The following is a 25,109-nucleotide window of genomic DNA, read 5'->3' on the forward strand; positions in this document are numbered from 1 at the left end:
GGGTTGAGAGCGGTGAGTGCCGGACGCTGAACGTGGATGGTGGTCCGTCGGAATAGCCGACACGACGCGAGACGGGCGTCACTCCGTCGGTGAGCGAGGATTCAAGCCGGTTCCGAGAGGACACGAGCGGTGAACACCACCGCTGGTTCAGCCGTCTCGGCACCGACCGCAGTGCCGTCACAGCGCGGTCGCGTGCTCCCGTTTCACTCACCGTTTCAGCCCGCGACCCCCCGTCGACGGTGGCAGCGACGCACTGGTGTCGTGCAGTTCCGTCCCGGTCCGTAGAGCCGACCGGCGGCTCATCCGGTGAGTCCGAGCTTCGGTGTCTCGTCGAGACAGGGCGCCGGTCGGGTACTCCTCGTCGTTCCCCACCGCCTGAGCGTGGTGTGTGAGACGGTGGGACAACGGACCAGTGGTCACTCGACGCGGGCTGTGCCCTGCGGAGGGAAGCGGAGGACACGTCTCGTCCGTAAGGACCGACTTGTGAACTCGTCGGACTTATGCGTCCCGTCTGCGGTACGCGAGTATGCGAAGCGTCATCGTCGTTCACCCCGAGTTCGAGCGCGTCTGGCCGTACGCGGCGGAACGGCTCCGTGAACTGTGGGAGGACGAGTCCGGCGTCGAGTTCACCCGTGTCGCGGTGGACGACAGCCGTCCACTCTCGGAGGTGGTCCCCGACCCGGAGACCGTCACTCGGCTGGTTTCGCTGGGCATCGCGATTGAGGACTCCCGACTCGACCGGTTCGAGTCGCTCGCGGAGGCCGCCGTCTACACCGACGGTTACCGGGTCGACGAACCCGCCGTAACCGCGCTGGCGAAGCGGGGCGTCACCGTCCACCGCCACGAGAGCGAGGGGTTCTGGGGACAGTCGGTCGCCGAGTGCGCGCTCGCGCTCACGCTCGACGGTCTCAGACGGATTCCACAGCTCCACGCTCGAATCACCGAGGACCAGTCGCCGTGGGACTACGAGCCGGACGGACCGCCCGGTCCGGGCGCGCGCGGCGAGCAGTTCGGGGACGACCCCCGGTTCACCTCCGGCACGCTCAGCGGAAAGCGCGTCCGACAGGTGGGCGCCGGCAACATCGGCAGCCGGTACGCCAGTTTCGTGACCGAACTCGGCGGGGACGTCGCCGCGTACGACCCGTACGCGGACGAGCCCTGCTTCCACCGCGCCGGAGCGACCCGCGAACGCCACCTCGACCGGCTCGTGGCGGACGCGGAGGTGTTCGCCCCGCTCGTGCCGCCGACCGAGGAGACGACCGGCATGGTAACCCGCGAACTGGTCGACGCCCTTCCCGAGGGGTGTCTCGTGGTGCTGGCCACGCGGGCGCGTGTGGTCGACACCGCCGCGCTCCGCGAGCGCGTCCTGGCGGACGAACTCGCGCTCGCGGCCGACGTCTGGGACGAGAACCCGGGCGAGCCGGTTCCGCTCGACGACCCCCTGCTCGGCCGGCACAACGTCGTCCACACCCCCCACATCGCCGGTCGAACGCGGCACGCGAACGAGCGGTGGGCCGAACTGCTCGCGAGCCGATTCGAGCCGGTCGAGTGACGGTACGCGGCCCCCCGACTCGACGGCCAAGTAGCGACGAGTCATCTCACAACGTATCGGAATAGATGAAGTGGTCGAAATCAGATTGGTATCCGAGTCGTATCCTCACCGTCCAGCCGACCTCGGCCGCGGCCGAGACCAATTCGCGCGTGGGGCAGGGGAGTGGGAAACGAGGAGGCGGTCAATCAGAGGTCGGCTCCGGTCTCTACCAGCCGGATACGACGAGAAGTGGCAGGGTGAGTAGCGGTGTCCACTCGTCGTCTTTCGAGCGGGGTTCTCGGTGGGAGTCGCTCGTGTCCGACGGAGCAGATAAGTAATAAATATGTTATCAGTAGATATCAGACGGGGTATTGATAGTAAACGGAGGACGCGCCCCTGGTGTCCGAACCGGACGAGTCGGTCACCGCTCACCGGTAGTCCGAACCGCCTCAGCGACGGTCCGTCTCGTCTCGGAGCAGGCGGCGGTCGGCGGCGATGGCCTCCTCGTACGGCCGGTCGGCGGCGACGAACTCGACGTTGACGAAGCCGTCGAACCCTCGCTCGACGAACGGGGCGAGCGCCGCCCCCACGTCGAAGAACGCGTCCGCGAGCGGACACCGGGTCTCCCCTCCTCGCTCTGCGACCGCCTGCACGTGGACGTTGTTCGACAGCGGCGCCAGACGCCGCGCCTCCTCGACGATGGCGTCGGGAGCCATACCGAACAGCGGCTGCCAGTTGAGACCGCAGTTCGGTCGGTCGACCGCGTCGAGCAGCCGACGCGCCCCGGCCTCCGAGACGGTCAGCGACCCGTCGTGCTTCTCGACGGTCACGCCGAGACCGCGGGCCGCCGCGTCGTCGGCGACGGCTCGGAGGTCGTCGACGGCGCGCTCCCAGTGGGCCGGGTCGTGGTCGCCGTACTCCTGTTCGCCCGCCCAGACGCGAATCAGGTCGGCTCCGAGTGCAGCGGCGGTGTCGAGTTCCGCCTCGCGCGTCGGCGCGTCGACTCCCGTCCCGGCGCGGAGGTACGACCCGTAGACGGGGACCGTGAGCCCGCGGTCGGCGGCGTACTCGCGGATTCCCGCGCACGTCTCTTCGTCGCCGGCGTGACCTCCGCCCCACACCTCGACGCCGTCGTACCCGACCGCCGCCGCACGGTCGACGACGGTCTCGACGTCGGCCTCGCGGTCCGATATCGTGCACAGTCCGAACTGCATGCGCGGACGAGTTCACCCCACGGAGAAAACACCTCCGTTCGTGGCTCGGCTCGCGTCGAACGCGAGCGCCCGAGACCGGCGCGTCGACCGTTTCGACGGCGTCCGTGCTACCGGCCGGCGACTCGGACCCACTCGCCCGACTCAGCGGACTCGTACACGGCGTCGAGCACGCGGAGGACGGTCAGCGCGTCGTCGAGGCCGGCCGGCGGGGCGGTCCCGGCCTCGCAGGCGTCGAGGAACGCCGCGAAGAAGTCGAGTCCCCAGCGGCCGCCGTACCCCGGCGCGGGAGCGTACTCGTGGGTGACCTCTCGGTGTGGAGTACTCCCCCACTCCTCGGCCGAGGAGTCGAGTTCGAGCGTCGTCTCCCCCTCGAACCCGAACGTCTCGCCCATGGGGTCCCACCGGCTTCGTCCCTCCGCGCCGTACACGTGGAAGGCGGTATCGTACCGTCCCTCCCGAAGGTAGTAGCCGCACGTGTGGGTTCCGGTCGCGCCCGACGCCGTCTCCACCTGGAGCGTCGCGCCGTCCTCGACGTCGACCGCCGGTGACTCCGAGCGGAGCCGTGCGTTCACGCGGACGATGGGGTCGTCGAGGACCCACGGGAGCAGGTCGAGCCAGTGGACGCCCAGCCACTGGACGATGCCGCCGCGGCTCGCGGCGCGGTCGAACAGGTAGTGGTCCGTGTCGCGCGTAGCGAGGGTCGAGGCGACGAACCGGAGGTCGAACCCGCGGACGTCGCCGAAGAAGTCCGACGCCGCCAACTCGCGCAACCGCCTCGAGATGGGGTGGCCGCGCCACGCGTACGCGACCCCGACGGTGGCGTCCGCCCCACGGGCGGCGTCGACGACCGGTTCGAGGGCGGCGGCGGTCCGCCCCACGGGTTTCTCGGTGAGCACGTCCACTCCACGCTCGACGGCCGCCTCGACCACCGCCGGCGTCTCGCGGTTCGAGAGCGTGACCCACGCCAGGTCGACGTCAGTCTCGTCGAGCATCTCGACGGGGTCGTCGTAGACGGGCACGTCCGCCAGCGGTCCCTCGTCGGTCGGCGCGGACCCCGGCGCGGCGGCGGCGGTCACCTCCGCCGGGAGTTCGGCGATGCTCGCGAGGTACGGCGCCCGGTGGTGGTGGTCGAGACCGACGTAGCCGACGCGCCGAGTCATTGGAACGCCGGCACGACTTCCTCTCCGAAGCGTTCCAGCGTCCGGAGGGTGGGTTCCTGCGGCTGACCGGGGAACTGACACCGAATCAGGACGTGGTCGACGCCCAGCTCCTCGTACTCCCGGAGTTGCTCGATGCACGCCTCGGGCGACCCGATGACGAACTTCTCGTCGAGTTCGTCGTAGTCGACTTCCACGTCGTGCTCGTCGACGTACGTCTGGCCCCACCGCGCGTACCACTCGTACAGGGTGAGGAGGTGCGGTTCGATGGTCTCGCGGGCCTCGGCGGCGTCGTCGGCGACGAAGCAGTCCCGCATGAGGACGACGTCGTTGTCCCCGCGGTCCATTCCGAACTCGTCGAGGCAGTCCTCGTAGTGGCCTATCTGTCGGTCGAGGTCGGCGGTGGTCGAGGAGGCGCTCGCGATCCAGGCGTCGCCGCGGTAGGCCGCGCGCTTGATCGCGATGTCGGCGTGGCCGCCGATCCAGACGGGGAGGTCACCCTCGGGCGGCGGACTCACGAACGCGTCGTCGTACGACCAGTGGTCGCCGTCGTGGGTGACGCGACGGCCGTCCCAGAAGCGGCGGAGCAGCGACAGCGACTCGAGCATCGGCCCGACCCGGTCGTCCATGTCGACGCCGAACGCCGCGAGTTCGCGCTCTCTGTACCCGAGTGCGGCCCCGAACGCCGCCCGTCCGTCCGAGAGACGGTCGATCATCGCGAACTGTTCGGCGAGGTGGAGGGGGTCGTACAGCGCCGGAAGCATCGCGGCGGTGCCGAGTTCGAGCGACTCCGTCCGTACGGCGAGCGCCGCGAGCGTGGTGAGCGGGTCGACGAACCCCTCCTCGTGGACGTGTCGTTCGCCGAGCGTCGCCGAGTCGAATCCGACCGACTCCATCAGCGCGGCCTGTTCGAAGAGGTCCGACTCGTCGAACGACCCACCCGGCGTGTAGTACTGGTTCAGGAAGACACCGAACTTCACGCCGCCCCGCCTCCACTCGTCTCCGGCCGGACCGACAGTCGCTTCCGTCCGCTGGTCAGCGCGAGCATTTCGCGCTACTTCTGGAGGAGAGAGCAAATAGGTTGCGCCGACCGGCACACCGTCGAGTAGTGCCACTCGTTCACTCGTCCCAAACGTTTATGTGGTTATTTTCCATACCCCGAACGTGAGCACGAACGAAGCGCGAAACCCCGTCCAAGCGGTCCAGACGTCGCTCGACGTCATCGCGGTCATGCGTGAGCGGGGCTCGGTCGGCGTGACGGAACTCGCCGCCGAACTCGGGGTGACGAAGGGGAGCGTCCACTGTCACCTCTCGACGCTCCGGCAGAACGGTTACGTCGTGAAGGACGACGGCGAGTACCGCCTCGGCCTCCGGTTCGTCGACATCGCACACCACGTGCGCGGCCAGAACGAGATATACGAACTCGCCGCGACCGAGGTGGACGAACTCGCCGAGGAGACCGGCGAACTCGTGCTCTACACCGTCGAGGAACAGCACCAGGGCGTCTGTCTGTACAACGCTCGCGGTGAGGACGCGGTCGAGACGAAACTCCACGTCGGCTACCGGAACGACCTCCACCACACCGCCGTCGGCAAGGCCATCCTCGCGCACATGCCCGCCTCGGAGATCGAGGAGATCGTCGAACACACCGACCTGAAGTCGATGACGGCGAACACGGTCACGGCGCCCGCCGAGTTGCGGACGGAACTCGACGAGATACGGGAGACGGGGTTCGCGTACAATCGCGAGGAGTCGATTCGGGGGCTGGTCGGCATCGGCGCGCCGATTCAGGACCAGACGGGAGGCGTGTACGGCGCCATCAGCGTCATCGGACCGACGAGTCGGATGGACGAGGACCGACTCGACGAGATCGGGGAGATGCTCCGCCGGGCGGTGAACGTCATCGAGATAAACGCGACGTCGCTGTGAGCGTCGAACCGACCGAGGCGGGCGTGGCCGGGGGCCGAACCACCCGGTGGCGTACGGGGGGCGCGTCGCCGACCTCCGCGCCCGGGTAGTGTAACCCGGCACGCCGTACGGTCTGACCGCGGGGTGTGACGACCGCACGGGGGAAAGTTGACACAGCGCCACGGTCGGTCTCGGCCGTCGGCCGGCGTCCGTTGCGTGCTCCTAAACATCGCTGCCGGGCCGTCCCGCTCGGACCGAAGTCCGGTACTGACGTATCTGCGAGCGGACGACCGTCAGAACGTCACGTCGACCGGTTCGCCCCGTTCGGCCGACTCGTAGGCCGCGGCGCAGACGGCGGCCTCGCGGAGTCCGTCCTCGCCGTCAATCTCGGGGGGCCGGCCCTCGCGTACCGCCGACAGGAAGTCGTCGAGCAGGTGGTCGTTCGGCGCCTCGCCGTAGTAGACGGAGTGGATGCCGGGCTCCCCCCCCGCATCACGCGTTCCGGTGAGCGTGTAGTCGAAGCAGTCGACGTCGAGTTCGCCCTCGGTGCCGACGAGGTTCAGCGTCGCGTCCCCCCAGTAGTCCCAGTTCTCGGGGCGGTCCCACGACCCGTCGAGCGTGAACGGAGTTCCGTCGTCGAGTTCCATCGAGAGCACGTTCACGTCTTCCGTCTCCGGACCGTCGTGCATCGTCGCGAGTTCGGCGTGGACCGAAGTGACCTCCCGCCCGGTAATCCAGCGCACGAGGCCGACGACGTGGACGGTGTGGTCCATCACTGCGCCGCCGCCGGCGTGTTCGGGGTCCGCCGACCACCCCGTCTCGTGGCGGTTCCGCAGTTTCGCCCGGTTCGTCCCCGTCGCCGCGCGCAACTCCCCGAGGGCGCCGGCCTCGTACTCGCGTTTCGCCCGGCGAGCGGGTTCGCTGAACGGCAGCGGCATCATCATCCCGAGGCGGACGCCGGCGTCCGCGCACGTCTCCGTCAGGTCGCGCGCCTCCGCGGGTTCGGTCGCCAGCGGCTTCTCACACAGCACGTCGACGCCCGCGGCGGCGGCCGACCGGACCCACCTGCCGTGCGTCGTGTTCGTCGAGAACACGAGCGCCGCGTTCACGGCCGCCAGCAGGCCGTCGGTGTCGAGATACGGGACGCCGTGTCGGTCGGCCACCGTTCGCCCCCGGTCCGCGTCGTCGTCCGCGACGCCGACGAACTCGACGTCCGACCGACCGGAGAGCATGGTCGCGAACCCGGCGGTGTGGACGTGCGCGGCCGAGAGCAGGCCGACCCGCACCGTCGCCGCTCCGTCGTCTCCTGTCATCGCGCGGATGGTGGACGCGACGAGGTATAAACGTGTGCGCTCCGGCGCGGTCCGCGGTCGACGGCGACGTCTACCGTTCCGCGCCGACCGTGTCGTCGGGGAAGCGGTCGAGGGCGGTGACGGGGATGGTCGAGACGTCGGCGTCGCGCTCTTACCTAACCATCATCGGCATCGTCGTCAACTCCCTGAACGAGGCCGTCGGGTTCGTCTGAACGGAGGACCGACTCCGACTCAGTCGAGTTCGACCCGTCCGTCGCCGCTCGCGGCGTCGATGACCGCCCAGTTCAACTCGAGCGTCCGCGCGGCGTCCGCGTAGGGGGACCGATACGCGCTCGGGTCATCGGCCGCGCACGCGTCGAGAAATGCGTGCACCTCCCGGGCGTAGCGGTCGCACGTCCCGTCGAACTCGACCGCCTCGCCGTCGACCACGCCCGAGAGTGCCTGCGCGGCGTAGTCGAGGTGGAGTTGCAGGTCCTCGCCGACGACGTCGAGTTCGACCGTCCACGACGACCCGGCCACCGTCGACGAGACGGTACCGACGACGCCCGTCTCGTGTTCGAGCGTCGCGGCGACGGCGTTCGGGTAGTCCACCTCCGGCGTGCCGACGCTGCTCGACCCCGCCGCGGAGACGCGCTCCACGTCGCCGGCGAGGTACCGCATCGTGTCGAGGACGTGCGTCGTCCGGATGTTCACGTCGCCGCCGGACGACTCCATCCGGTAGCCCCACTCGCTACCGGGAAGGCCACCCCAGTACTGCCCGTCGAGGAGTGCGACGTCACGGTCGCTTATCAGGTCGCGGGCGCGTTCGGTGATACGGTCGTAGCGGAAGACGTAGCCCGACCCCGTGACGACGCCCGCCTCGTCGAGGGCGGCACGTACCTCGGGGACGTCGTCGGGGTGGAGCGCGACCGGTTTCTCGACGAACGTGTGAATCCCTCGTTCGGCGGCCAGCGTCGCTTGGTTCGAGTAGGCGAACGGCGGGATAGCGAGGAACGCCACGTCGAACTCGTGCTCGTCGAACAGCGTCTCGTGGTCGGTGAACACCGTGGCATCGCGCGGGTCGACCGCGGCGGCGGCCGCGTCCTCGTCCACGTCACAGACCGCCGTGATGGTCGCGCCGTCGTAGTCGTCGACGCACGCCATCAGGTCGCTCGCCATCTTCCCGGCGCCGATAAAGGCTACTCGCATGCTGATACCACCTCTCAGACGCGACTTTAACGTTGCGTCGACCGCGCTAGGGCCCGCGGGCGGAGGGTCAGTCACCCCGTGTCCCTGCCTGAGTTCGTCGCCCCACCGGGTCCCGTCGAGTCCGACGTCGTGAGGGAGCGCCCCCGAGCAGATGTCGTTGTACGCCCGGACGTTCTCGACGACGTCCGTCCGCCACTGGACGATGGCGTCGCCGTCGTGACCGGCCTGTTCGAGCGACTGGCCCTCCTCGCTGTTGTCGACGGTGGCGGCGACTCCTCGGGCGCCCCGTGGGTTCAGGCGAGTCCGTCCACGGGCGGGTCGAACCGGTAGACGTCGGTCCCGCGCGCCTCGAGGGCGGCGGCGAGACGCGGGAGGTCGAGGTCCAGGACGTCGTGGACGAGCAGACCGGGGTCGATGCGGGTCTCCTCGGTCGTCGCGCGCTCGCGGAACGAGGGGACGTCCGCGACGCGGACCGACCGGACGGCGCGGTCGGCGACCGCCGCGAACAGGGCGTGGACCGCGCCGGGTCCGGTTCCGACGAGGGCGACGCCCGCGGCGTCGAACCGGTCGCGCAGGTAGCCCGCGGCCCGCGTCACGTCGAACGTGCGCAGGGCGAGTAGTGACGTACCGAGCATCAGCGCGTCGCAGGCGAGTTTGTACTCGGTTCCGTGGACGTCGTAGTACTCGCCGCCGTTCGCCAGGGGCGTGTTCACGTCGCGGGCGCGCACGCCGCCGACGCCGCGCGGGTCGAAGACGAGCGCCGCACCCCGTTCGCGCGCGAGGGTGTCGACCTCGTCGGCGCGGTCGGGGTAGTCGGCGGTGCCCCGCGGGAGCAGGACGACCGCCGGATCGTCGGGGTCGGCCTCCGAGTCGCGGACGAGGACGCCGGTGACGACGACGTCCGCCTCGCTCCGGAAGAACACCTTCTCCCGGACGAGACCGTCCTCCCGTTCCCCGGCGATGACGCGGGGGAACCGCCGGGGCGCCTCCCGGTCGAGGTCGAAGCGGTCGCGGACGGCGCGGCGCAGAGACGCGGGGTCGACCGCGTGGGGGTCGGGACGCGGGTCGGGCGCGTAGGCGGCGACGTACTCCCGGGTGAGGTCGACGACGTGACGCTCGTCGGGGTAGGCGGCGTTCACCTCGCCGTCGGGGAGACAACGGAGCGTCTCGGCGGACTCCGTCTCAGGGTCGCCCGTCTCGAAGGTCGGGTCGGCGTCGCGGAGGTGGACCCGGAACCAGTTGACCACCGCCTCACGGAGCGTCGGGGAGAAGCCGTGCGTGGTCGGCGCGACCGTCAGTTCGAGGGCGTCGGCCGCGTCGAACCGCTCGTACGCCGCGAGCGCTCGCTCGTACGACCGGGTCGCCCCCTCGACGCAGAGGAAGTCCGACTGCGCCTCGCCGACGAGCAGGGGTCTCGGCGCGAAGGTGGCGACGAAGTCGTCGTACCGCGGTCCCCGCTCGATGGCGCCCGCGAGAATCTGCTCGCCGTCCTGCGCCTGCCCGGTCTTCATGTAGTCCTCCTTCGTGGTGACGAAACAGCAGGGCGCGGCGGCGGCGAGGCGGTCGTCGGCGAGCATCAGGTAGCCGGTCTGCATCCCGCCCCCCGAGTTGCCGGTGGCGGCGACGCGCTCGGGGTCGACCTCCGGGCGACCCGCGAGGTAGTCGAACGCGCGGACGCAGTCCCAGACGAAGTAGCGGGCCGGGTTCGTCCCCGCGTACTGGCACTGGTGGCCGAGGTAGGTGTGTTCGGCCGTGTTCCGCCGAGGCGTCTCCCCGGTCGCCGGGTCGAAGAACTGGTGGCGCTCCCCCTGTCCGAGCGGGTCGACCGCGAGCACCACGAAGCCGTTCCGCACGAGGTCGATACAGACCTGCTGGTAGATGTCCCCGGCCTTCCCGGCGTCCAAGTGGCCGCAGAACAGGAGGACGCCCGGGGCCGTCCCCTCCCTGTCGGCCGGGAGGTAGCAGTTCGCGGTGACGTGGAAGTCGGGGAGGCTCTCGAAGACGACTCGCTCGACGGCGTACCCCTCGCGGTCGAACCCGCCGACGGCCTCCGCGTTCAGCGGGGTGCGCTCGCCGCCGTTCGGCAGGCCGCCGACCGCGCCGAAGAACAGGTCGCGCGCGGTGTCGCGACGGCGGCGGACCGCCGCGCGCGAGTCGCGGGCGGCCCGCTCTCTCTCGGCGGCGTCGAACTGCTGCTCGGCCGTCCGGCGGAGGTACCGCGGGAGCTGGGCCGACGCGTCGTAGTACCCGTCGACGTTCCGGTCGAAGGCGTCCATGCTTCGAGGGCACGCCGACGCGGAGATTAAAGCTATCCCCCCTCGGCGGCGGCCGGTCACCCTCACGCGAACCTGGCGGTGGCGCGAACGCCCTCGCCGGTCAGCAGGCAGGGGGTCGCGTCCGAGACCATGCGCGACAGTTCGCGCTGGCGAGCGAGCCCGTGGTCGCGGTAGAGGGGAGCGCCGTACTCGGTGGCGTCGAGGGCCCCGTCGACGTAGCCGCCGAAACAGCCCCCGGGCGAGAGGACGCGCTCCCGGTCCGCCGCGGTCTGGTTCCAGCCGGCCTGCGTCGAGAGGCGGAGGGGGTCCTCGACGTCGCCGTAGTCGAGGCGGGCAATCGCTACCATCCCCCTCCGGCTCCCCCGGCTCAACTCGGTGTGTCGCCGGTGGAGGGGAGCCGACCGCGGGAGGCGGACGTTTATCACCTCCCCCACGGAGGAGTCGGTATGGCGATCACTGTCACGGGGACGGCGCTCGGCGTCGTGAACCTGCGTCGGCGGATGTCGTTTCACTTCGGCAACGTCCACGTCACCGCCGGACCACAGGTGCTCTTGACGCTCGACGCGACGGTCGACGGCGAGGCGACGACCGGGCAGAGCATGGGCGCGCTCGCGCCGATGTGGTTCTACAAGGACCCCGACATGGGGATGGCGGAGGGCGTTGCGGCGATGGTCGAGACGTTCGAGGCGGCGTGCGACCGGGCCGAGTCGCTCGGCGAGCGGCCCTCGCCGTTCGCCCTCTGGCGGGACCTCCACGACGCCGTGGGCGAGTGGGCCGCGGACACGCCGCACCCGGCCCTGCTGTGGAGCTACGGGGTGAGCCTCGTCGAACAGGCGCTTCTCGACGCCCACTGCCGAGCGACCGGGACCCCGTTCCCCGAAGCCGTCCGGACGGGCGAACTCGGTCTCGACCTGGGCGCGATTCACCCGGAGCTATCGGACGCGGACCCGGCCGACCTGCTGCCGGCGGAGCCGACCCGCGAGATGGCGGTCCGACACACGGTCGGGCTGAGCGACCCGCTCGTCCCCGCGGACGTGCCGGCCGGCGAGCGACTCGACGACGGCCTCCCCCAGACCCTCTCGGAGTACGTCGACGAGCAGGGGGTGAACCACTTCAAAATCAAACTCGCCGCCGACGGCGGGGACGCGGACCGCCTGCGCGCCGTCCGCGACGTCGTCGAGGGGAGCGGCCTCGACGACTACGCGCTCTCGCTCGACGCCAACGAGCAGTACGACGACGTCGAGGACTTCCGGACGCAGTGGGAGGCGATGCGCGAGGACCCCGTGCTCGCGGCGTTCCTCGACCACCTGCTGTACGTCGAACAGCCCCTCCCGCGCGACGAGGCGTTCAGCGACGCCACCGCCGAGACGTTCGCCGAGTGGACCGACCGCCCGCCGGTCATCATCGACGAGTCGGACGACACCCTCGACAGCGCGCGCCGGGCGCTCGACTGCGGGTACGCCGGCACGAGCCACAAGAACTGCAAGGGCGTCTTCAAGGGCATCGCCAACCGCTGTCTCGTCGAACGACGGCGACGGGAGTCGGGCGACCGCGAGTACCTGATGACCGGCGAGGACCTCACGACACTCGGCCCGGTCGAACTCCCCGAGGACTTCGCCGTCGCCGCGACCATCGGCGTGGACAACGTCGAGCGGAACGGCCACCACTACTACCGCGGCCTGAGCGCGTTCTCGGAGGCGACCCAGGCGGCGACGCTCGACGCCCACCCCGACCTGTTCGCGCGCCACGAGGACGGGTTCGTCACCCTCGACGTGCGCGACGGGCGCGTGACGCTCGACTCCGTGCTCGAAGCGCCGTTCGGCCACGCGGTGGACGTCGACCCCGCGGAGGCGACACCGGTCGCGGAGTGGTCGGTCGACTCCATCTCCGAGTAGTACGGTCGCGCGAACGGACCGACGCGGCCGGACGACCCACGGGTCCGAGAGAGGCGGCGGGACAAACTATCTCGGCGACGGTCGGGGCACGGACGGGCATGGACACCGAGGCGAACCCGAACGGGAGCGGAACCTCGCCGGCGCGGGCCGCGACGTCGAGGAGCGCCTCCGCGAGTCGATGGTCGAGACGCTCCGGGAGTACGAGGTGGCCGAGAACCAGTACGCCCGACTCGGACTGGAGGGGTGATTACCGCGTCGTCACGTGGTTCTCCAGCGTGCCGACGCCCTCGAACTCCACCTCGACAGTGTCCCCCTCGCTCAACGCGTCCGGGCCGTACGGGGTGCCAGTGGCGACGACGTCGCCGGGTTCGAGCGTGATGAGTTCGGAGACGTCCGCGACGAGTTCCGGCACGGAGAATATCATGTGGTCCGTGGTGGTCTCCTGTTTCACCTCGCCGTTGTGCCGCAGGGTGAGTGTGGCGTCGTCGGGCACCTCGTCGGGGGTGGCGACCACCGGTCCCATCGGGAGCGACCCGTCGAACGCCTTGCCGCGGACCCAGTTACGCTCCTCGTTCTGGTCGTCGCGGTTCGAGACGTCGTTGACGCAGGTGTAGCCCTCGACGTACGCCATCGCGTCCGCCTCGTCGACCGCGCGGCACTGTTCGCCGATGACGACGCCGAACTCCGCCTCGAACTCGACGACGTCGCGCCCGGGCGGCAGTTCGATGGCGTCGCCGTGCCCGACGACCGCGTTCGGTGCCTTCAGGAACAGTTCCGGGCGCTCGGGGCGGTCTTCGAAGCCCGACTCCTCGCGGTGGTCCATGTATCCGCCGGCCTGACAGACGACCTTCGTCGGGTGACACGGCGGCAACACCTCGACCGCGGCCGGGTCGTACGTCCGGTCGGGCGTCTCGACGCCGTCGTCGGTCCACTCACCGGTGCGGGCTAAACCAGTCTCGTCGCGGAAGCGAACGCGTCGCATACACACCACCTCCGGGGGCCGCCATAACGAGTTTTCGGTTCCGTCGGTTCCCTGCCGTCTCAGGTGTCCGGACGTCCGGAACTCGACGACGGACCGCACGACCGTTTGGTTTTTCCAAACGCCTGACTCTCACTTCAGCCGGCCCGTAGCCGCTCGAAGCGGCCGCAGCCTGCGTTCTCGGACGCGGAGAACCGGCAGCGAGACGGGGGCGGCCCGGGAATTACAGCCATATCACTGTAACTGCCACCGGCGGTCGGCTCGGGTGTTTCCGTGTTCCAAACGCGATGGCGACGCGAGAGGCGGTCGGACGGCCCGGGGGGTACGGGACGTGCGAGAGTGTGTGGAACGGGGCGCGCGTCCGTCGACTCCGCCGGAAACGCCGCGGCCCGGAGTCTCGCCGGCGCGTTCGACGGGCGCAAATCCGGCTGCGCGCTAGTCAACGGTACCCCAGTAGCGCATCAGTAGTACGGCTCGTACTGGTCGAGGAACGCCGCCCCGTCGACGTGGACGTCGGCTATCGCGTCGTCGTCGGACCGGATAGGCCGCCCCTCGGCGAGGGCGGCTTCGACGGCCAACAGCAGGCGCCCCGAGTCGAGCAGGCGGTGGGTGTCGTCCCGTTCCCCGCGGATTACGGCTCGGAACGCGCCGAGGTACGGGCCGTACATCTCCGCGAGCACCTCCTCGTCGGCCGGGACGTCGACGGTCCGAGTCCGCGCACCGACGTCGAGGACGCTGAACGTACCGGGGTCGGGCGAACCGTCGAAGCGGAGCGTCGCGTGCGCGTCGCCCTCGAAGCGAACGTCTATCGTCGTTCCGGGCTTCTCCGTCGGCGCAACCTCGGCCCAGTCGGCGTCGGCGAGCAGGCGGAGCGTGTCGGTGAGGTGGACGCGGTAGTAGAAGAAGTCGTTGTAGCCCGCGGCGAACACCGTCCGGCCGCTCTCACCCCGCGGCAGGCCGTCGAAGTCCGGGTGGAACGGCACCGCCGACCCGCCGAACAGCGACGCCCGGTCGGCGGCCTCGGCGATGGCGTCGACGCCGTCGCACCGCCCCGCGAGCGGCTTGTCGACGAGCGTCGGGACGCCCGCCTCCAGAAACCGGGTGGCGAGCGGGCGGTGCGTCTCCCAGTTGACCGTCAGCACCATCGCGGCGTCGACCCGGTCGACCATGCGGTCGAGGCTGTCGTAGCGGCGCGCGTCGTACGCCTCGCAGAAGTCGTCCACGTACGCCGGGGTCCGGACGGCGCCGCCGTCCCAGACGGCCCGAAGCCGCATGTCGTCGAAGCCGGCGAGGGCGTCGGCGAACGCCCCGGCGTGGCTGGTGTCGAGTCCCGCGAGACCGATGTCTATCATGTTCGTGTCCTGGAATCGCGCACGCCACACATAAATCCTCACCCCCGTCGCTCGTCACCGCCGCGTCCACGCGAGCAGGTCCTCGACCGTCTCCTCAATGGCCGGTGTGCGTTCGTCGCGTCGGTCGCCTGACAGCACCGCGAGCGCGCTCGTCATCGTCGCCCGGTGCGACTCGTTGCGCACCACGTTGAGGAGGGTGAGCAGTTCCGCCCGCCGCCGCTCAGGGTCCCACAGCGCACGCTGGGCGTCGAGGTCGGCCGGGTTCGCCCGCGCCCGAGACAGGTTCTCGCCGACGCCGGTCAGCAGCCAGTTCGAGTAGCGCTCGTGGAACGCGCGGACCGCCACCGTCTGCCAGAGGCCCCGGTACCGGTCGTCGCCGGTCAGTTCCGCGAGGCGGCGGAGGTGAGCGAGGTGGTCGGCGCGCGAGCGCTCCGCACCCAGCGGGCGAACGACGCCGTCGACGGATTCGACCGGGTGGAGGTCGGCGCCGACGGGCGTCGCACCGTCGAACCCCACCTCGACGGCCAACCCCCACCCAGTGTTGTCCCCGTCGGCCTGCCGGTCGAAACAGAAGTTCCCGAGGCTGTGGCAGACGAGCGCGCCCCCGTACCGCTCCCACCCCTGCGCGACGTGGGGGTGGTGGCCCACCACGAGGTCGGCCCCCGCGTCGACGAACCGGCGCATGCGTCCCCGGCGCTCGGGCGGCGAGAACGGGACGTACTCGATGCCACCGTGTTCGACGACGACCACCGCGTCGTGCGCCTCCGCGGCCGCCCGGACGGCGTCGAGAGCGTCGGGGTGAGCGCTCCACGCCGTCCCCGGGTCGTCGGGACCGGCGACGCCGAACTCGCGCTCGCAGGCGCCGACTACCGCGAGCGAGACCTCGCCCACTTCGAAGGCGGCGGGTTCGAGCGCGTCCGTCCGGTTCTCGCCGACGCCCGCGGTCGCGAGGCCCGCGTCCGCGCAGGCGTCGAGCGTCGCGCGCATGCCGGCGGGACCGTAGTCGAGGAGGTGGTTGTTCGCCAGCGTCGCGAGGTCGAAGCCCGCCTCGGCGAGGAGCGCGGGCGTCCGGGAGTGGGTGACGAGCGCCGGCCCGCTCTTGGGGACGGGCGTCGGGTCGACGGGTTCGACCGGTGCTTCGAGGTTGACCGCGGCGACGTCCGCCGCCGCCACCCGTTCGCGGAGGCCGGGAGCGAGCAACGGACCGCCCTCCCGCTCCGCGTCGAGGCAGGTGTCTCCGGCGACGAACAGCGACCAGTCCGCCTCGCCGCCGGAGTCGAGCATCAGGCGGGCGTCGTTCATCTGCGACACTCCGCCGCCGCGCGTCGGAACGGTGACTGTCGATGCACACGGGTCCCACGAGGGGTAGCGAACAAATAGCTTCGGTCGGTCCCGTCGCGAGGTCGGCGACGGGCGTCTTCCGGTCGGCGGGTTCGACCACCGCCGACCCGCGACCGGTGAGACCGTTGTGCTGTATCGCCGTCCAGCGCCGCCCGCACCGGGTTGAGCGTCGTAACGGTGAAGACGGACGGGACCGGACGAAAATACCTAAGACGCGAGCCGTCCATCCGTGTGACGATGATCCCCCGTGTGACGTTCGAGGACGTTCTGACCGCGGCCGACCGGTTCGACCCGGATATCGTCCAGCACACGCCGGTCGACCGGAGTCGGTCGCTGGACGGGCGAGCGGACGCGGAGGTGCACCTGAAGATGGAGCACCTCCAGCGGACGGGGTCGTTCAAGACGCGCGGCGCGGCGAACAAGATGGCCGCGCTGGGGAGCGACCCCGAGGCGGAACGCGTCGTCGCGGCGAGCGCCGGCAACCACGCGCAGGGGGTCGCGCTCGCGGCGACGCACGCCGGGTTCGAGGCGACCATCGTGATGCCGACGGACGCCCCGCAGGCGAAGGTCGACGCGACGCGCGCGTACGGCGCCGAGGTCCTCCTCCACGGGAAGGACTTCCGGACGGCGATGGAGCGCGCGGACGAACTCGCCGACGTTCCGGGGACTCGGTTCGTCCACGCGTACGACGACCCGGCTATCGTCGCCGGGCAGGGGACGCTCGGCCTGGAACTGCTGGAGGACGTCCCCGAGATGGACACCGTGCTCGTCCCCGTCGGCGGGGGCGGGCTCGTGGGCGGCGTGAGCCTCGCGCTGAAAGCCGAGCGTCCGGACGTGCGCGTCGTCGGCGTACAGGCCGCCGACGCCGCGACGGTGCCGCGGAGCCTCGAGAAGGGCAGCCCGCAGACAGCGGAGGTGGACACCATCGCCGACGGCATTGCCACCGGTGGCGTCTCGTCGCTCACGCTCGGTCTCATCGAGGAGCACGTCGACGAAGTCGTGACCGTCTCCGACGATTCAATCGCGCGGGGCGTGGTCTTCCTCATGGAGCGGGCGAAACAGGTCGTCGAGGGGGCGGGTGCGGCCGCCGTCGCCCCGCTTCTCGACGGGTCGGTCGACGCCTCCGGCGAGACGGTCGTGCCGGTGCTCTCGGGGGGGAACCTCGACGTCTCGATGCTCCAGACGCTCCTCACTCACGAACTGACCGAGCGCGAGCGCACCCTCCAGCTACGGGTGCGCATCGACGACCGCCCGGGCGTCCTCGAGGAGATCGCCGGCGTCGTCGGCGACCACAACGCGAACATCCGCACCGTCCACCACTACCGCGCGAACGCCGACCTCGACGTGGGCGAGGCGTTCATCACGTTCGAGGTGGAGACCAGCGGCGCCGAACACGCCCGGTCGATACGCCAGACCATCGGCGACCTCGGCTACGAGGTCACGCAGATAAGCTAGGCTGGCGGCCGGTCAGGCGGCGTCGGCCCACAGCCGTTCCACGGCGTCGCGTTCGTGAGCGGCGAGCGCCGGCGCGTCGAACGTGCCGTGCGGCGGGAGGTGACACTCGGCGGTGAGCGTCCCGTCGTAGCCGGCGTCGCGGAGCGCCGCGAACAGGGGAGCGTGGTCCGCGCCGCCCGTCCCGAGCGGGCACGGCCGGAACGTCTCCTCGCCGGCGGCCGTCTCGACGCCGAACGCCGCGTACGCGTCGGGGTCGGCGACGCGCACCTCGTCTTTGACGTGGACGTGGCCGAGCCACTCGCCCAGCGTTCGGACCGAGTCGAGGCCGTAGTCGGTGCCGGAGATGTACATGTTGCCGGCGTCGTGGATGGCGCAGACGTTGTCGCGGTCGACCCGTTCGAAGAGGTCGACGGCCGCGCCGGCCGTCTCGACCACGCTCGCGCAGTGAATCTCGACGGCGAGGCGGAGGTCGTCCTCGGCCGCGCGGTCCGCCGCCCGCTGGAGCCACGCCGCCGCCCGCTCGTAGTCCGCCTCCTCGGCACGGTGTTCGGGCGGACCCCCGGGATTGTGCCGCACCAGGTCGCACTCGAGCGCGGTCGCGAGGTCGCAGTAGCGGTCGAGCGTGTCGAGTTCCGCCTCCCGGTCGGCGTCGTCAGCGTCGCGGTCCGCGTAGCCGCCGGTGTACGTCGCCAAACACGGAACGTCGAGACCCAGGTCGTCGAGGTGGTCGCGCAGCGATGCGGCCTCCTCGACGCTCGTCTCCGGCCCGATGTGGGGGTCGCGTCCCATCAACTCGACGGCGTCGAACCCCGCCTCCGCCGCGAGGTCGCACGCCCGGTGGAGACCGCTCTCGGCGAACATTTTCGTCAGGGCTGCTGTCTGCATGGCCCCCCTTCCGCGGCGACCGTCTTGTATCTTCGCCGGGACACGGTCGGGAGCCGCTCCGTCGTCTCCCCCTCACGTTCCACGCTTCGGCGAGTGTACTTTCTCGTGAATTTGCTTTTGCTGTCATGATAAATTTTATATTGTATACCTGATGTCATACCTATCAGATATCGATAATAGAGACTATCACCGCGAAGCTACCGGAGCAAGGAGAGACAGAACCGACGGCAGCTCGGCGTTTCGCCACCGGACCGTTAGGTGTCGGGTACGAATCTAGTCGTGAGCGCCTGCACACGGATACGTCGAACCGCAACCGAGTACGGGGGCGGACAGAGGACTGAGTGTCGCTCCACGGACTCGAGTAAATATACGCTCCGGCGACGAAGCCACCGGTCATCCGTACCGGCACTGACGATAGATGTCGATAATGTTACACAATCGTATAATACTATTGCTATTATTTATGTAATACGACTACAAATTCGACGAACCACACGGCCGACTGGACAGACTGTTCTCCGCTGTCCGGCCGAACTCACGGGCCGACGGTCTTCGACTGCCGCCGCGACCGGACCACCTATCTACCGGTGGGACCTCGGGGTCGCTATGGAGTTCATCCACGCGTGTCTGAACGTGGCGGACGTCGAACGAGCGGTCGAGTTCTACACCACCCAGTTGGGGTTCTCCGAGTCGTGGTCGTTCGTCACGAGCGACGGGACGACGGAGAACCGGTACGTCGCGGCCGACAACGGGGTCGAACTGCAACTCTCCGAGACCGACGGGGAGACGGAGTTCGAGCCGGGAACCGCCTGGGACCACATCGCGGTGAAAGTCGACGACGTCGACGAGGCGTTCGACCGAATCGACCACTACGGCGTCGTCAAGGAGCCCGGAGACCAACCCGAGGCCGGCGCCCGGACCGCATTCGTCACCGACCCGGACGGCCACGTCGTCGAACTGGTTCAACCGCTAGAGTGAGCGTCGTGGCCGCTCGGTACCCGGTCGAAGGTCGGACGCCGGTCAGTCGGTCCCTCCGACGTCCCGATGGACGCGGAGGTCCGTCGAAAACTCGGCGGTCAGTTCCCCTTCCGCGCGTCGATTTCTCGATGAGAAATCCGCGTCGCTCGCGGTCGGACCCATTCTCCCGTTCTCGTGATTGGGAGAGATTAATACTGGAATCGAGAGGCGTACCGCCGATAGAGTCGGTAACGGCGCCGATTCGCAACGGTCGTCGACGCCGTCGGTAGGGGAGTAGTACCGGGCCCTAGGTTCGTTTACAGTGATACCACTGTCAGACCGGTGGCTCTCATCCGATTCGTGAGACGGCCGTCGGACGCCGTCTGAAGCGGTAATACCCCATTATATCACTCGGAGATATCCGCACCAGCAGTACTTGTTACGACTCCGGAGGCGGTCATTCGTATTACGAACAACTCGAGTCGCTCCAGTGAACACGCATCAGAATGACGAGAGAGTGGGGAGGCTAACCGAGTATGTCACTTATATATTACGTTGAGTTCGATGACGTTCTTCGCCTTCTCGAGGAGCGTCGGTATCTCGTCGTTCAGTCGGCGTTCGGACATCCGACTCTTCGGTCCGGAGACGCTGATAGCCCCCAGCGGGAGTCCGTCCTTCCCCGTGACGGGCACGCTCACGCACCGGAGTCCGTACAGCCGTTCCTCGTCGTCGACCGCGTAGCCGCGCTCGCGAACGGTGGCGAGTTCGCTCTCCAGCGTCTGGCGATCCGTGATCGTGTTCGGCGTGAACTCGGGCAGACCGTGCTCTCGAAGCACGGCGTCGATGCGCTGCTCGGGGAAGTGAGCGAGGATTGCCTTCCCGAGCGCCGTCGTATGGAGGTGCACCTCCTTTCCGATGTACGTGTCCAGGTTGACCGCCTCGTCACTGCTCACCTTGTGGATGAACACGCCGCGCCCCCCCTCCTCGACCATCAGGTTCGCCATCTCGTTCGTCCGGTCGGCCAGTTCGACCAACTCCGGTTTCGAGACCTGGTATATCTCCCGGTTCCGGAGCGCGTTCTGCCCCAGGTTGAGGAACCGGAGGCCGATGCGGTACTCCGTCCCCTCCTTGATGACGTACCGCTCCTTCGCGAGCGTGTTGAGGTGCTTGTAGACCGTACTCGTCGTGAACCCGAGTTCGGAGGCGAGTTCGCTCGCCGTCGTCTGCTCCGTGTCCTGGAGCGCCTCCAGTATCCGGAGCGTGGTCAGGACGGACTTCACGTCGGGGGTCGACGTCCGTGTGCCCTGCGTTGCCATGGCGCGTGATTGGCTGCCAGAACTAAAGCGTTATCGCTGGCCGAACACGTTCGTCTCCCATCGTGAATAGGAGCGTACCATCACGAAATCAGACCCCCAGGACTCCGGTGGGTCAGGGTCGAACCCGGGTGGCCGAAGAGACGCACAGCGACGCGCAACCGGGGGCTCGCCGGGTCGGGCCGGATTCAGAGGATGCCTGCCGCCTCCCCTCGGGTGACGATGTCCTGTGCCATCTTGTTCGTGGCCTCGTCGACCATCTGTCCGTCGACCCGCACGGCCCCTCGACCCTCCTCCTGCGCTTTGCGGTACTCGTCGACGATGCGCCGGGCGCGCTCTGCGACCTCCTGGTCGGGCGCGAACACTTCGTTCGCGATCTCGATCTGGTCGGGGTGGATCGCCCACTTCCCGTCGCACCCCAGCATCGCCGCGTTCTTACACGAGTCGCGGAACCCTTCCGTGTCGTCGATGTCGGCGTACGGTCCGTCGATACACGGGAGCCCCGCGCTCTTGGCGGCGTGGTTGATGCGGGAGAGCGCGTAGTGCCAGTAGTGCCCGGGGTACTCGGGGAACTGGCCGATGTCCAGCCCCGGCGTCCCCATCGCCGCCGAGTAGTCGCCCGGACCGAAGATGACCGAACTCAACCGGTCGCTCGCGTGCGCTATCTCCGCGACGTTGTTCATCCCCGTCCCGTCTTCGATCTGCGGTTCGAGACCGATGGCGCCCTCCTCGAGACCGGCGTTGACCTCGACTTGGGTGAGAAGCGTGTCGACGGTGTGGATGTCGCTGGCCGATTTGACCTTCGGGATGATGATGTCGTCGAGGTGGTCGCCCGCCTCGCTCACCACCTCGATGAGGTCGTCGTACCACCAGCGGGTGTCGAGCCCGTTCATGCGGTAGCTGACCACCTTGTCGCTCCAGTCGTTCTCGGTGAGCGCCTCGACGAGGGGCTCGCGGGACGCGGCTTTCTCGTCGGGCGCGACCGAGTCCTCGAGGTCGAGGAACACTTCGTCCGCGTCGCTGCGCGCGGCGCTCTGCATCATCTTCGCGTCGCTCCCGGGCGTTGCTAGCTGTGACCGTCGAAGGCGGATGCTCTCGTCCATCTCCAGTACCAGTCGATTCTGTGCGTGCTATTAACTGTTTCTCCGACCGGACACCCCTCTCCCCGGCTCTCCGGGTGGGGAGAGCAGACCTCCCTCACCCACCGCTGGTTCGTGACGCTCGTGCGCGCCGGTCGGACCGGGTCTCGAATCGAGGAGGGTGGCCACCGAGGTTCGTTCCCGAGGGGTTCGGCGTCGAACATAATTATAAATAGGTACTCCCCCACCCCTCGAACAATGACGAGAGGCGAGCAAGCCACGGCGACCGTGACCGTCGTCGAGCGAGTCGGAGGCGCGAAACCGGTCGAGTTCGGACTCGACGAACTGTACGGGGCCATCGAAGGGGCGGGCGGAACGCTCGAGACGGCGGACTACTGGTCGGCGGTCGACGCGGAGGAGTATCTGGTCGTCGGCACCACGACGGAGCAGGTCGTCGAGTCGCTCGTCGACGACGCGCCGGACGAGCCGGAAGCCGTCGTGTTCGAGCGAGTGCGGACGGACGCCGGTACCGCGCAGGTGGTTGCCGGGTCGGACGAGCGGGGACTGATGTACGCGCTGCTCGAACTCGCCGAACGCGTCGAGAGTGACGGGCTCGACGCGCTCGACGCCATCGAAGACGCGGTCGAGACGCCGGACAACGAGGTTCGCGGCGCCGACCGGTTCCTCATGGGTCCCCCGGAGGACGACTGGTTCTACGACGAGTCGTTCTGGCACTCCTACCTCGCGCGACTCGCCAGGGCCCGGTTCAACCGGTTCGTCCTCACGACCGGGTTCGACACCTCGTTCATGTCGCCGCCGTACCCCTTCTTCGTCGACGTCCCCGGCTTCCCCGACGTTCGGGTGAGCGACCGGGTGACCGAGTCGAAGGAGGAACACCTCTCGTTGCTCCGACGAATCGCCGAGTTGAGCCACCAGTACGGACTGGAGTTCGTCTTCGGTACCTGGCAACAGCGGACCCGGTCGGTCAACCGGGACATGGAGGACGACGAGATCGACCAGGGGTTCCTCGTCGAGAACCTCCCGCTCGACGACGACGAGCAGTTCACCGAGTACTGCGCCCGGGGACTCGAGGAACTCCTCGTCGCCGCCCCGGAAATCGACGGGGTCCAGCTCCGGGTGAACTTCGAGTCCGGCGTGGGCGACCGCTCGACGGCCGAGGAGTTCTGGCGGCGGATGACGGCGGCACCCGCTGCCGCCGCGGAGGAACGCGGCAGGGAGGTGAGGCTCGACATTCGCGCGAAGGGACTGACCGACAACATGATTCGGTGGGCGCAGGAGACGGGCGTCGACCTCACCGTCTCCACGAAGTACTGGTGTGAGTCGACCGGCCTCCCGTACAGCAACACCCAGATGCGCCGGGGCGAACTCGCCAACCTCGACGACATGAACAAGGCCCGCCGCTACAGCTACTCGGACCTGCTCCGCAAGCCGCGGTACTACGACTTCGTGTACCGGCTGTGGGTGGTCGGGACGAACCGGATGTTCCTGTGGGGCGACCCCGACTACGCCCGGCGGTTCTCGCAGACGGTCGGGTTCGGCGACGCACAGGGGTTCGAAGTCCTCGCCCCGCTCGCGATGAAGGGCGGGCACTTCGAGATTCAAGAGCCGTGGGACCTGTTCGAGGACCCGGAGTTGCGCCACTACGAGTGGGAGGACGAGCGCTACTGGGCGTGGTACCTCCTGTTCGGCCGTCTCGGGTACGACGCCGACGCCGACCCGGAGATATGGGAGCGCGAGTTCCGCAAGCGCTTCGGCGAGGCGGCCTCTAACGTCCTCGACGCGTACGAGTCCGCGAGCCGGGTCCTCCCCCTCCTCACGGCGGCCCACCTGACCAGACACCCGACGAACTGGAACTGGGCGGAACTCGACACGGGCGGCGCGCTGTTCGCGGAGCACAACGTCAATCCGTGGTTCACCGAGGTGACGTACGCGACGGCGGAACCCAGCGACCCGGCGATGTTCTACCAGATTGACGAGTACGTCGACGACGTGCTGACGGGGAGCCACGCCGGGAAGTACACGCCGCTCCAACTCGCCCGCTGGTTCGACAGACTGGCCGAGGACACCCGGAGCGCCGTCGACGCCGCGCAGTCGAGTCCGGGCGACCGGACCGCGGAGTTCGACGCGACGGTCCTCGACATGCGGATGGTGAGCCAACTCGCCGAGTACCACGCGGAGAAGACCCGCGCCGCAACCGCGCTGTGTCTGTACGAGGGGACGGACGACACTGCGGACCTGCGGGACGCGCACGCACACATGCGCGCCGCGGTCGACTCGTGGTCCGAACTCGCCGCGCTGGGAGAGGGGACCTACCACGACGACCTGGTGTTCGCGATGGGGGCGTCCAGCGCGCACGAGGGCAACTGGACCGACCGCCTCGACCGGGAACTGCGGGTCGACCTCGAGGAACTCGAACGCCGCCTCGACGAGGCCGGCGTCGACCACCGGGAGGAGTGGACGGGCGACGGCCGTCTCGTCGACCTGGAGACGGGCGACGTAGCGAGGTTCCCCTCCGAGACGCCCGACGTGGTCGTCCCCGACGCGCACCCGGCCGGCGAGGACCTGCCCGTGCGGGCGACCGCCGGACCGCTCTCCCCACTCGAGGACGTGAGGCTCCACTACCGACACGCGAACCAGTTGGAGGGTGCGTTCGAGTCGGTCCCCATGGACGCCGTCGGGACCGAGTACCGGGCGACGGTCCCGGACGACTACCTCACCGCCGAGTGGAACCTGCTCGTCTACGTCACGGCCACCGACGAGGAGGGGAACGGGGTCATCGCGCCGGGCGTGTTCCACGCCGAAGAACCCGCCCCCTACCTGGAGGTCGTCGTCGAGTAGGAGGGACCGTACCATTTCGGGGCGAAGACGCTCGACCCCCCACGGCCGTCGATCGGCGGTCGCCCCAGCGGCGCCCGAGGGGGGGTCTCACCGATGAGCTTATATCCGGAAGCGAAGACGAACCATCATGCCATCGACGTTTCGCGAGCGGTTCTGGGCCGTCGTCTGCGGGTTCGAGCAGGCCCTCCAGTTGCTGTTCGTCACGCTGTCCGTGTTCTCTACCCTGATGCTGCTCTCGTTTTTCACGGTCGAGCGGGGAACCGGGACCTACCTCATCGTGGTGTTCAATCTGGGGCTGTTTCTCCCCACGATGGCCGTCGTCGGGGTCTTGCTCTGGAGGTGCAAGTCGCGTCGCGAGGCGGAACTGGACTCGCTCGGCCTGTAGCGGAGGTAGGCTTATCTCGTCG

At 69.1% G+C, this 25,109-nt stretch carries 21 protein-coding genes; 8 read left to right on the plus strand and 13 right to left on the minus strand.

Annotation, left to right across the window (positions count from 1 at the left end; all coding sequences use genetic code 11):
• Positions 1 to 526 precede the first annotated feature (526 nt).
• Positions 527 to 1,552 (plus strand): NAD(P)-dependent oxidoreductase, encoded by a 1,026-nt coding sequence (locus AC6RUA_RS17620; protein WP_499815649.1) that lies wholly within the window; start codon positions 527 to 529, stop codon positions 1,550 to 1,552.
• Between the two features lie 428 nt (positions 1,553 to 1,980).
• On the opposite strand, the gene AC6RUA_RS17625 is transcribed toward AC6RUA_RS17620, so the two are convergent.
• The 3 genes from AC6RUA_RS17625 to AC6RUA_RS17635 form a co-directional block, all read right to left on the minus strand.
• Positions 1,981 to 2,745 carry a sugar phosphate isomerase/epimerase family protein gene (locus tag AC6RUA_RS17625; protein WP_499815650.1) on the minus strand — a complete coding sequence of 255 codons (765 nt, stop codon included), beginning with the start codon at positions 2,743 to 2,745 and terminating at the stop codon, positions 1,981 to 1,983.
• 107 nt (positions 2,746 to 2,852) lie between these two features.
• Positions 2,853 to 3,905, minus strand: a complete 1,053-nt coding sequence (locus AC6RUA_RS17630; RefSeq protein WP_499815651.1) for a Gfo/Idh/MocA family protein — start codon at positions 3,903 to 3,905, stop codon at positions 2,853 to 2,855.
• Positions 3,902 to 4,882: an LLM class flavin-dependent oxidoreductase gene (locus AC6RUA_RS17635; RefSeq protein ID WP_499815652.1), complete on the minus strand. Its 981-nt coding sequence runs from the start codon at positions 4,880 to 4,882 to the stop codon at positions 3,902 to 3,904. Before AC6RUA_RS17635 ends, AC6RUA_RS17630 begins: the two co-directional genes overlap by 4 nt.
• A 184-nt stretch (positions 4,883 to 5,066) precedes the next feature.
• On the opposite strand from AC6RUA_RS17635, the gene AC6RUA_RS17640 reads away from it, so the two are divergent.
• Entirely contained in the window at positions 5,067 to 5,831 is a 765-nt protein-coding gene (locus AC6RUA_RS17640) for an IclR family transcriptional regulator (protein WP_499815653.1), read from the plus strand.
• A 272-nt stretch (positions 5,832 to 6,103) separates the two neighbouring features.
• On the opposite strand, the gene AC6RUA_RS17645 is transcribed toward AC6RUA_RS17640, so the two are convergent.
• A complete protein-coding gene (locus AC6RUA_RS17645) occupies positions 6,104 to 7,123 on the minus strand; it encodes a Gfo/Idh/MocA family protein (RefSeq protein WP_499815654.1) in 1,020 nt (339 codons plus the stop codon).
• Positions 7,124 to 7,155: 32 nt separating this feature from the next.
• On the opposite strand from AC6RUA_RS17645, the gene AC6RUA_RS17650 reads away from it, so the two are divergent.
• Positions 7,156 to 7,335, plus strand: a complete 180-nt coding sequence (locus tag AC6RUA_RS17650; protein ID WP_499815655.1) for a hypothetical protein — start codon at positions 7,156 to 7,158, stop codon at positions 7,333 to 7,335.
• A gap of 19 nt (positions 7,336 to 7,354) precedes the next feature.
• Here the strand turns inward: AC6RUA_RS17650 and AC6RUA_RS17655 are convergent, their stop codons facing one another.
• From AC6RUA_RS17655 to AC6RUA_RS17665, 3 genes are all read right to left on the minus strand, one after another.
• A complete protein-coding gene (locus tag AC6RUA_RS17655; protein WP_499815656.1) occupies positions 7,355 to 8,311 on the minus strand; it encodes a Gfo/Idh/MocA family protein in 957 nt (318 codons plus the stop codon).
• 293 nt (positions 8,312 to 8,604) lie between these two features.
• Positions 8,605 to 10,587: an acetylxylan esterase gene (locus AC6RUA_RS17660; protein WP_499815657.1), complete on the minus strand. Its 1,983-nt coding sequence runs from the start codon at positions 10,585 to 10,587 to the stop codon at positions 8,605 to 8,607.
• A gap of 62 nt (positions 10,588 to 10,649) precedes the next feature.
• Entirely contained in the window at positions 10,650 to 11,012 is a 363-nt protein-coding gene (locus AC6RUA_RS17665; RefSeq protein WP_499815658.1) for a hypothetical protein, read from the minus strand.
• Between the two features lie 21 nt (positions 11,013 to 11,033).
• On the opposite strand from AC6RUA_RS17665, the gene AC6RUA_RS17670 reads away from it, so the two are divergent.
• Positions 11,034 to 12,482, plus strand: a complete 1,449-nt coding sequence (locus tag AC6RUA_RS17670) for an enolase C-terminal domain-like protein (RefSeq protein ID WP_499815659.1) — start codon at positions 11,034 to 11,036, stop codon at positions 12,480 to 12,482.
• A gap of 247 nt (positions 12,483 to 12,729) precedes the next feature.
• Here AC6RUA_RS17670 and AC6RUA_RS17675 read toward each other — a convergent pair whose 3' ends face one another.
• The 3 genes from AC6RUA_RS17675 to AC6RUA_RS17685 form a co-directional block, all read right to left on the minus strand.
• A complete protein-coding gene (locus AC6RUA_RS17675) occupies positions 12,730 to 13,464 on the minus strand; it encodes a fumarylacetoacetate hydrolase family protein (protein ID WP_499815660.1) in 735 nt (244 codons plus the stop codon).
• 458 nt (positions 13,465 to 13,922) lie between these two features.
• Complete coding sequence (locus AC6RUA_RS17680) at positions 13,923 to 14,813, minus strand: Gfo/Idh/MocA family protein (RefSeq protein WP_499815661.1); 891 nt, start codon at positions 14,811 to 14,813, stop codon at positions 13,923 to 13,925.
• Positions 14,814 to 14,867: 54 nt separating this feature from the next.
• Positions 14,868 to 16,115, minus strand: a complete 1,248-nt coding sequence (locus AC6RUA_RS17685; protein ID WP_499815662.1) for a CapA family protein — start codon at positions 16,113 to 16,115, stop codon at positions 14,868 to 14,870.
• A 276-nt stretch (positions 16,116 to 16,391) separates the two neighbouring features.
• Between AC6RUA_RS17685 and ilvA the strand changes: the two genes are divergently transcribed.
• Positions 16,392 to 17,609 carry a threonine ammonia-lyase gene (gene ilvA, locus AC6RUA_RS17690; protein WP_499815663.1) on the plus strand — a complete coding sequence of 406 codons (1,218 nt, stop codon included), beginning with the start codon at positions 16,392 to 16,394 and terminating at the stop codon, positions 17,607 to 17,609.
• Between the two features lie 12 nt (positions 17,610 to 17,621).
• Here ilvA and AC6RUA_RS17695 read toward each other — a convergent pair whose 3' ends face one another.
• The gene (locus AC6RUA_RS17695; protein WP_499815664.1) at positions 17,622 to 18,494 is read right to left on the minus strand and encodes a sugar phosphate isomerase/epimerase family protein; all 873 of its coding nucleotides are present in this window, start codon (positions 18,492 to 18,494) and stop codon (positions 17,622 to 17,624) included.
• A gap of 606 nt (positions 18,495 to 19,100) precedes the next feature.
• Here AC6RUA_RS17695 and AC6RUA_RS17700 point away from each other — a divergent pair.
• A complete protein-coding gene (locus AC6RUA_RS17700; RefSeq protein WP_499815665.1) occupies positions 19,101 to 19,472 on the plus strand; it encodes a VOC family protein in 372 nt (123 codons plus the stop codon).
• 518 nt (positions 19,473 to 19,990) lie between these two features.
• On the opposite strand, the gene AC6RUA_RS17705 is transcribed toward AC6RUA_RS17700, so the two are convergent.
• Together AC6RUA_RS17705 and AC6RUA_RS17710 are read right to left on the minus strand one after the other, a co-directional pair.
• Positions 19,991 to 20,767 carry an IclR family transcriptional regulator gene (locus AC6RUA_RS17705; protein WP_499815666.1) on the minus strand — a complete coding sequence of 259 codons (777 nt, stop codon included), beginning with the start codon at positions 20,765 to 20,767 and terminating at the stop codon, positions 19,991 to 19,993.
• 185 nt (positions 20,768 to 20,952) lie between these two features.
• Positions 20,953 to 21,867: an HpcH/HpaI aldolase/citrate lyase family protein gene (locus AC6RUA_RS17710; RefSeq protein ID WP_499815667.1), complete on the minus strand. Its 915-nt coding sequence runs from the start codon at positions 21,865 to 21,867 to the stop codon at positions 20,953 to 20,955.
• A 234-nt stretch (positions 21,868 to 22,101) separates the two neighbouring features.
• On the opposite strand from AC6RUA_RS17710, the gene AC6RUA_RS17715 reads away from it, so the two are divergent.
• The gene (locus AC6RUA_RS17715; protein ID WP_499815668.1) at positions 22,102 to 24,702 is read left to right on the plus strand and encodes a hypothetical protein; all 2,601 of its coding nucleotides are present in this window, start codon (positions 22,102 to 22,104) and stop codon (positions 24,700 to 24,702) included.
• Between the two features lie 127 nt (positions 24,703 to 24,829).
• Positions 24,830 to 25,087, plus strand: a complete 258-nt coding sequence (locus AC6RUA_RS17720) for a hypothetical protein (RefSeq protein ID WP_499815669.1) — start codon at positions 24,830 to 24,832, stop codon at positions 25,085 to 25,087.
• The last annotated feature ends 22 nt before the right edge of the window (positions 25,088 to 25,109 follow it).

Source organism: Halorarum sp. SLYT50 (assembly GCF_059821265.1).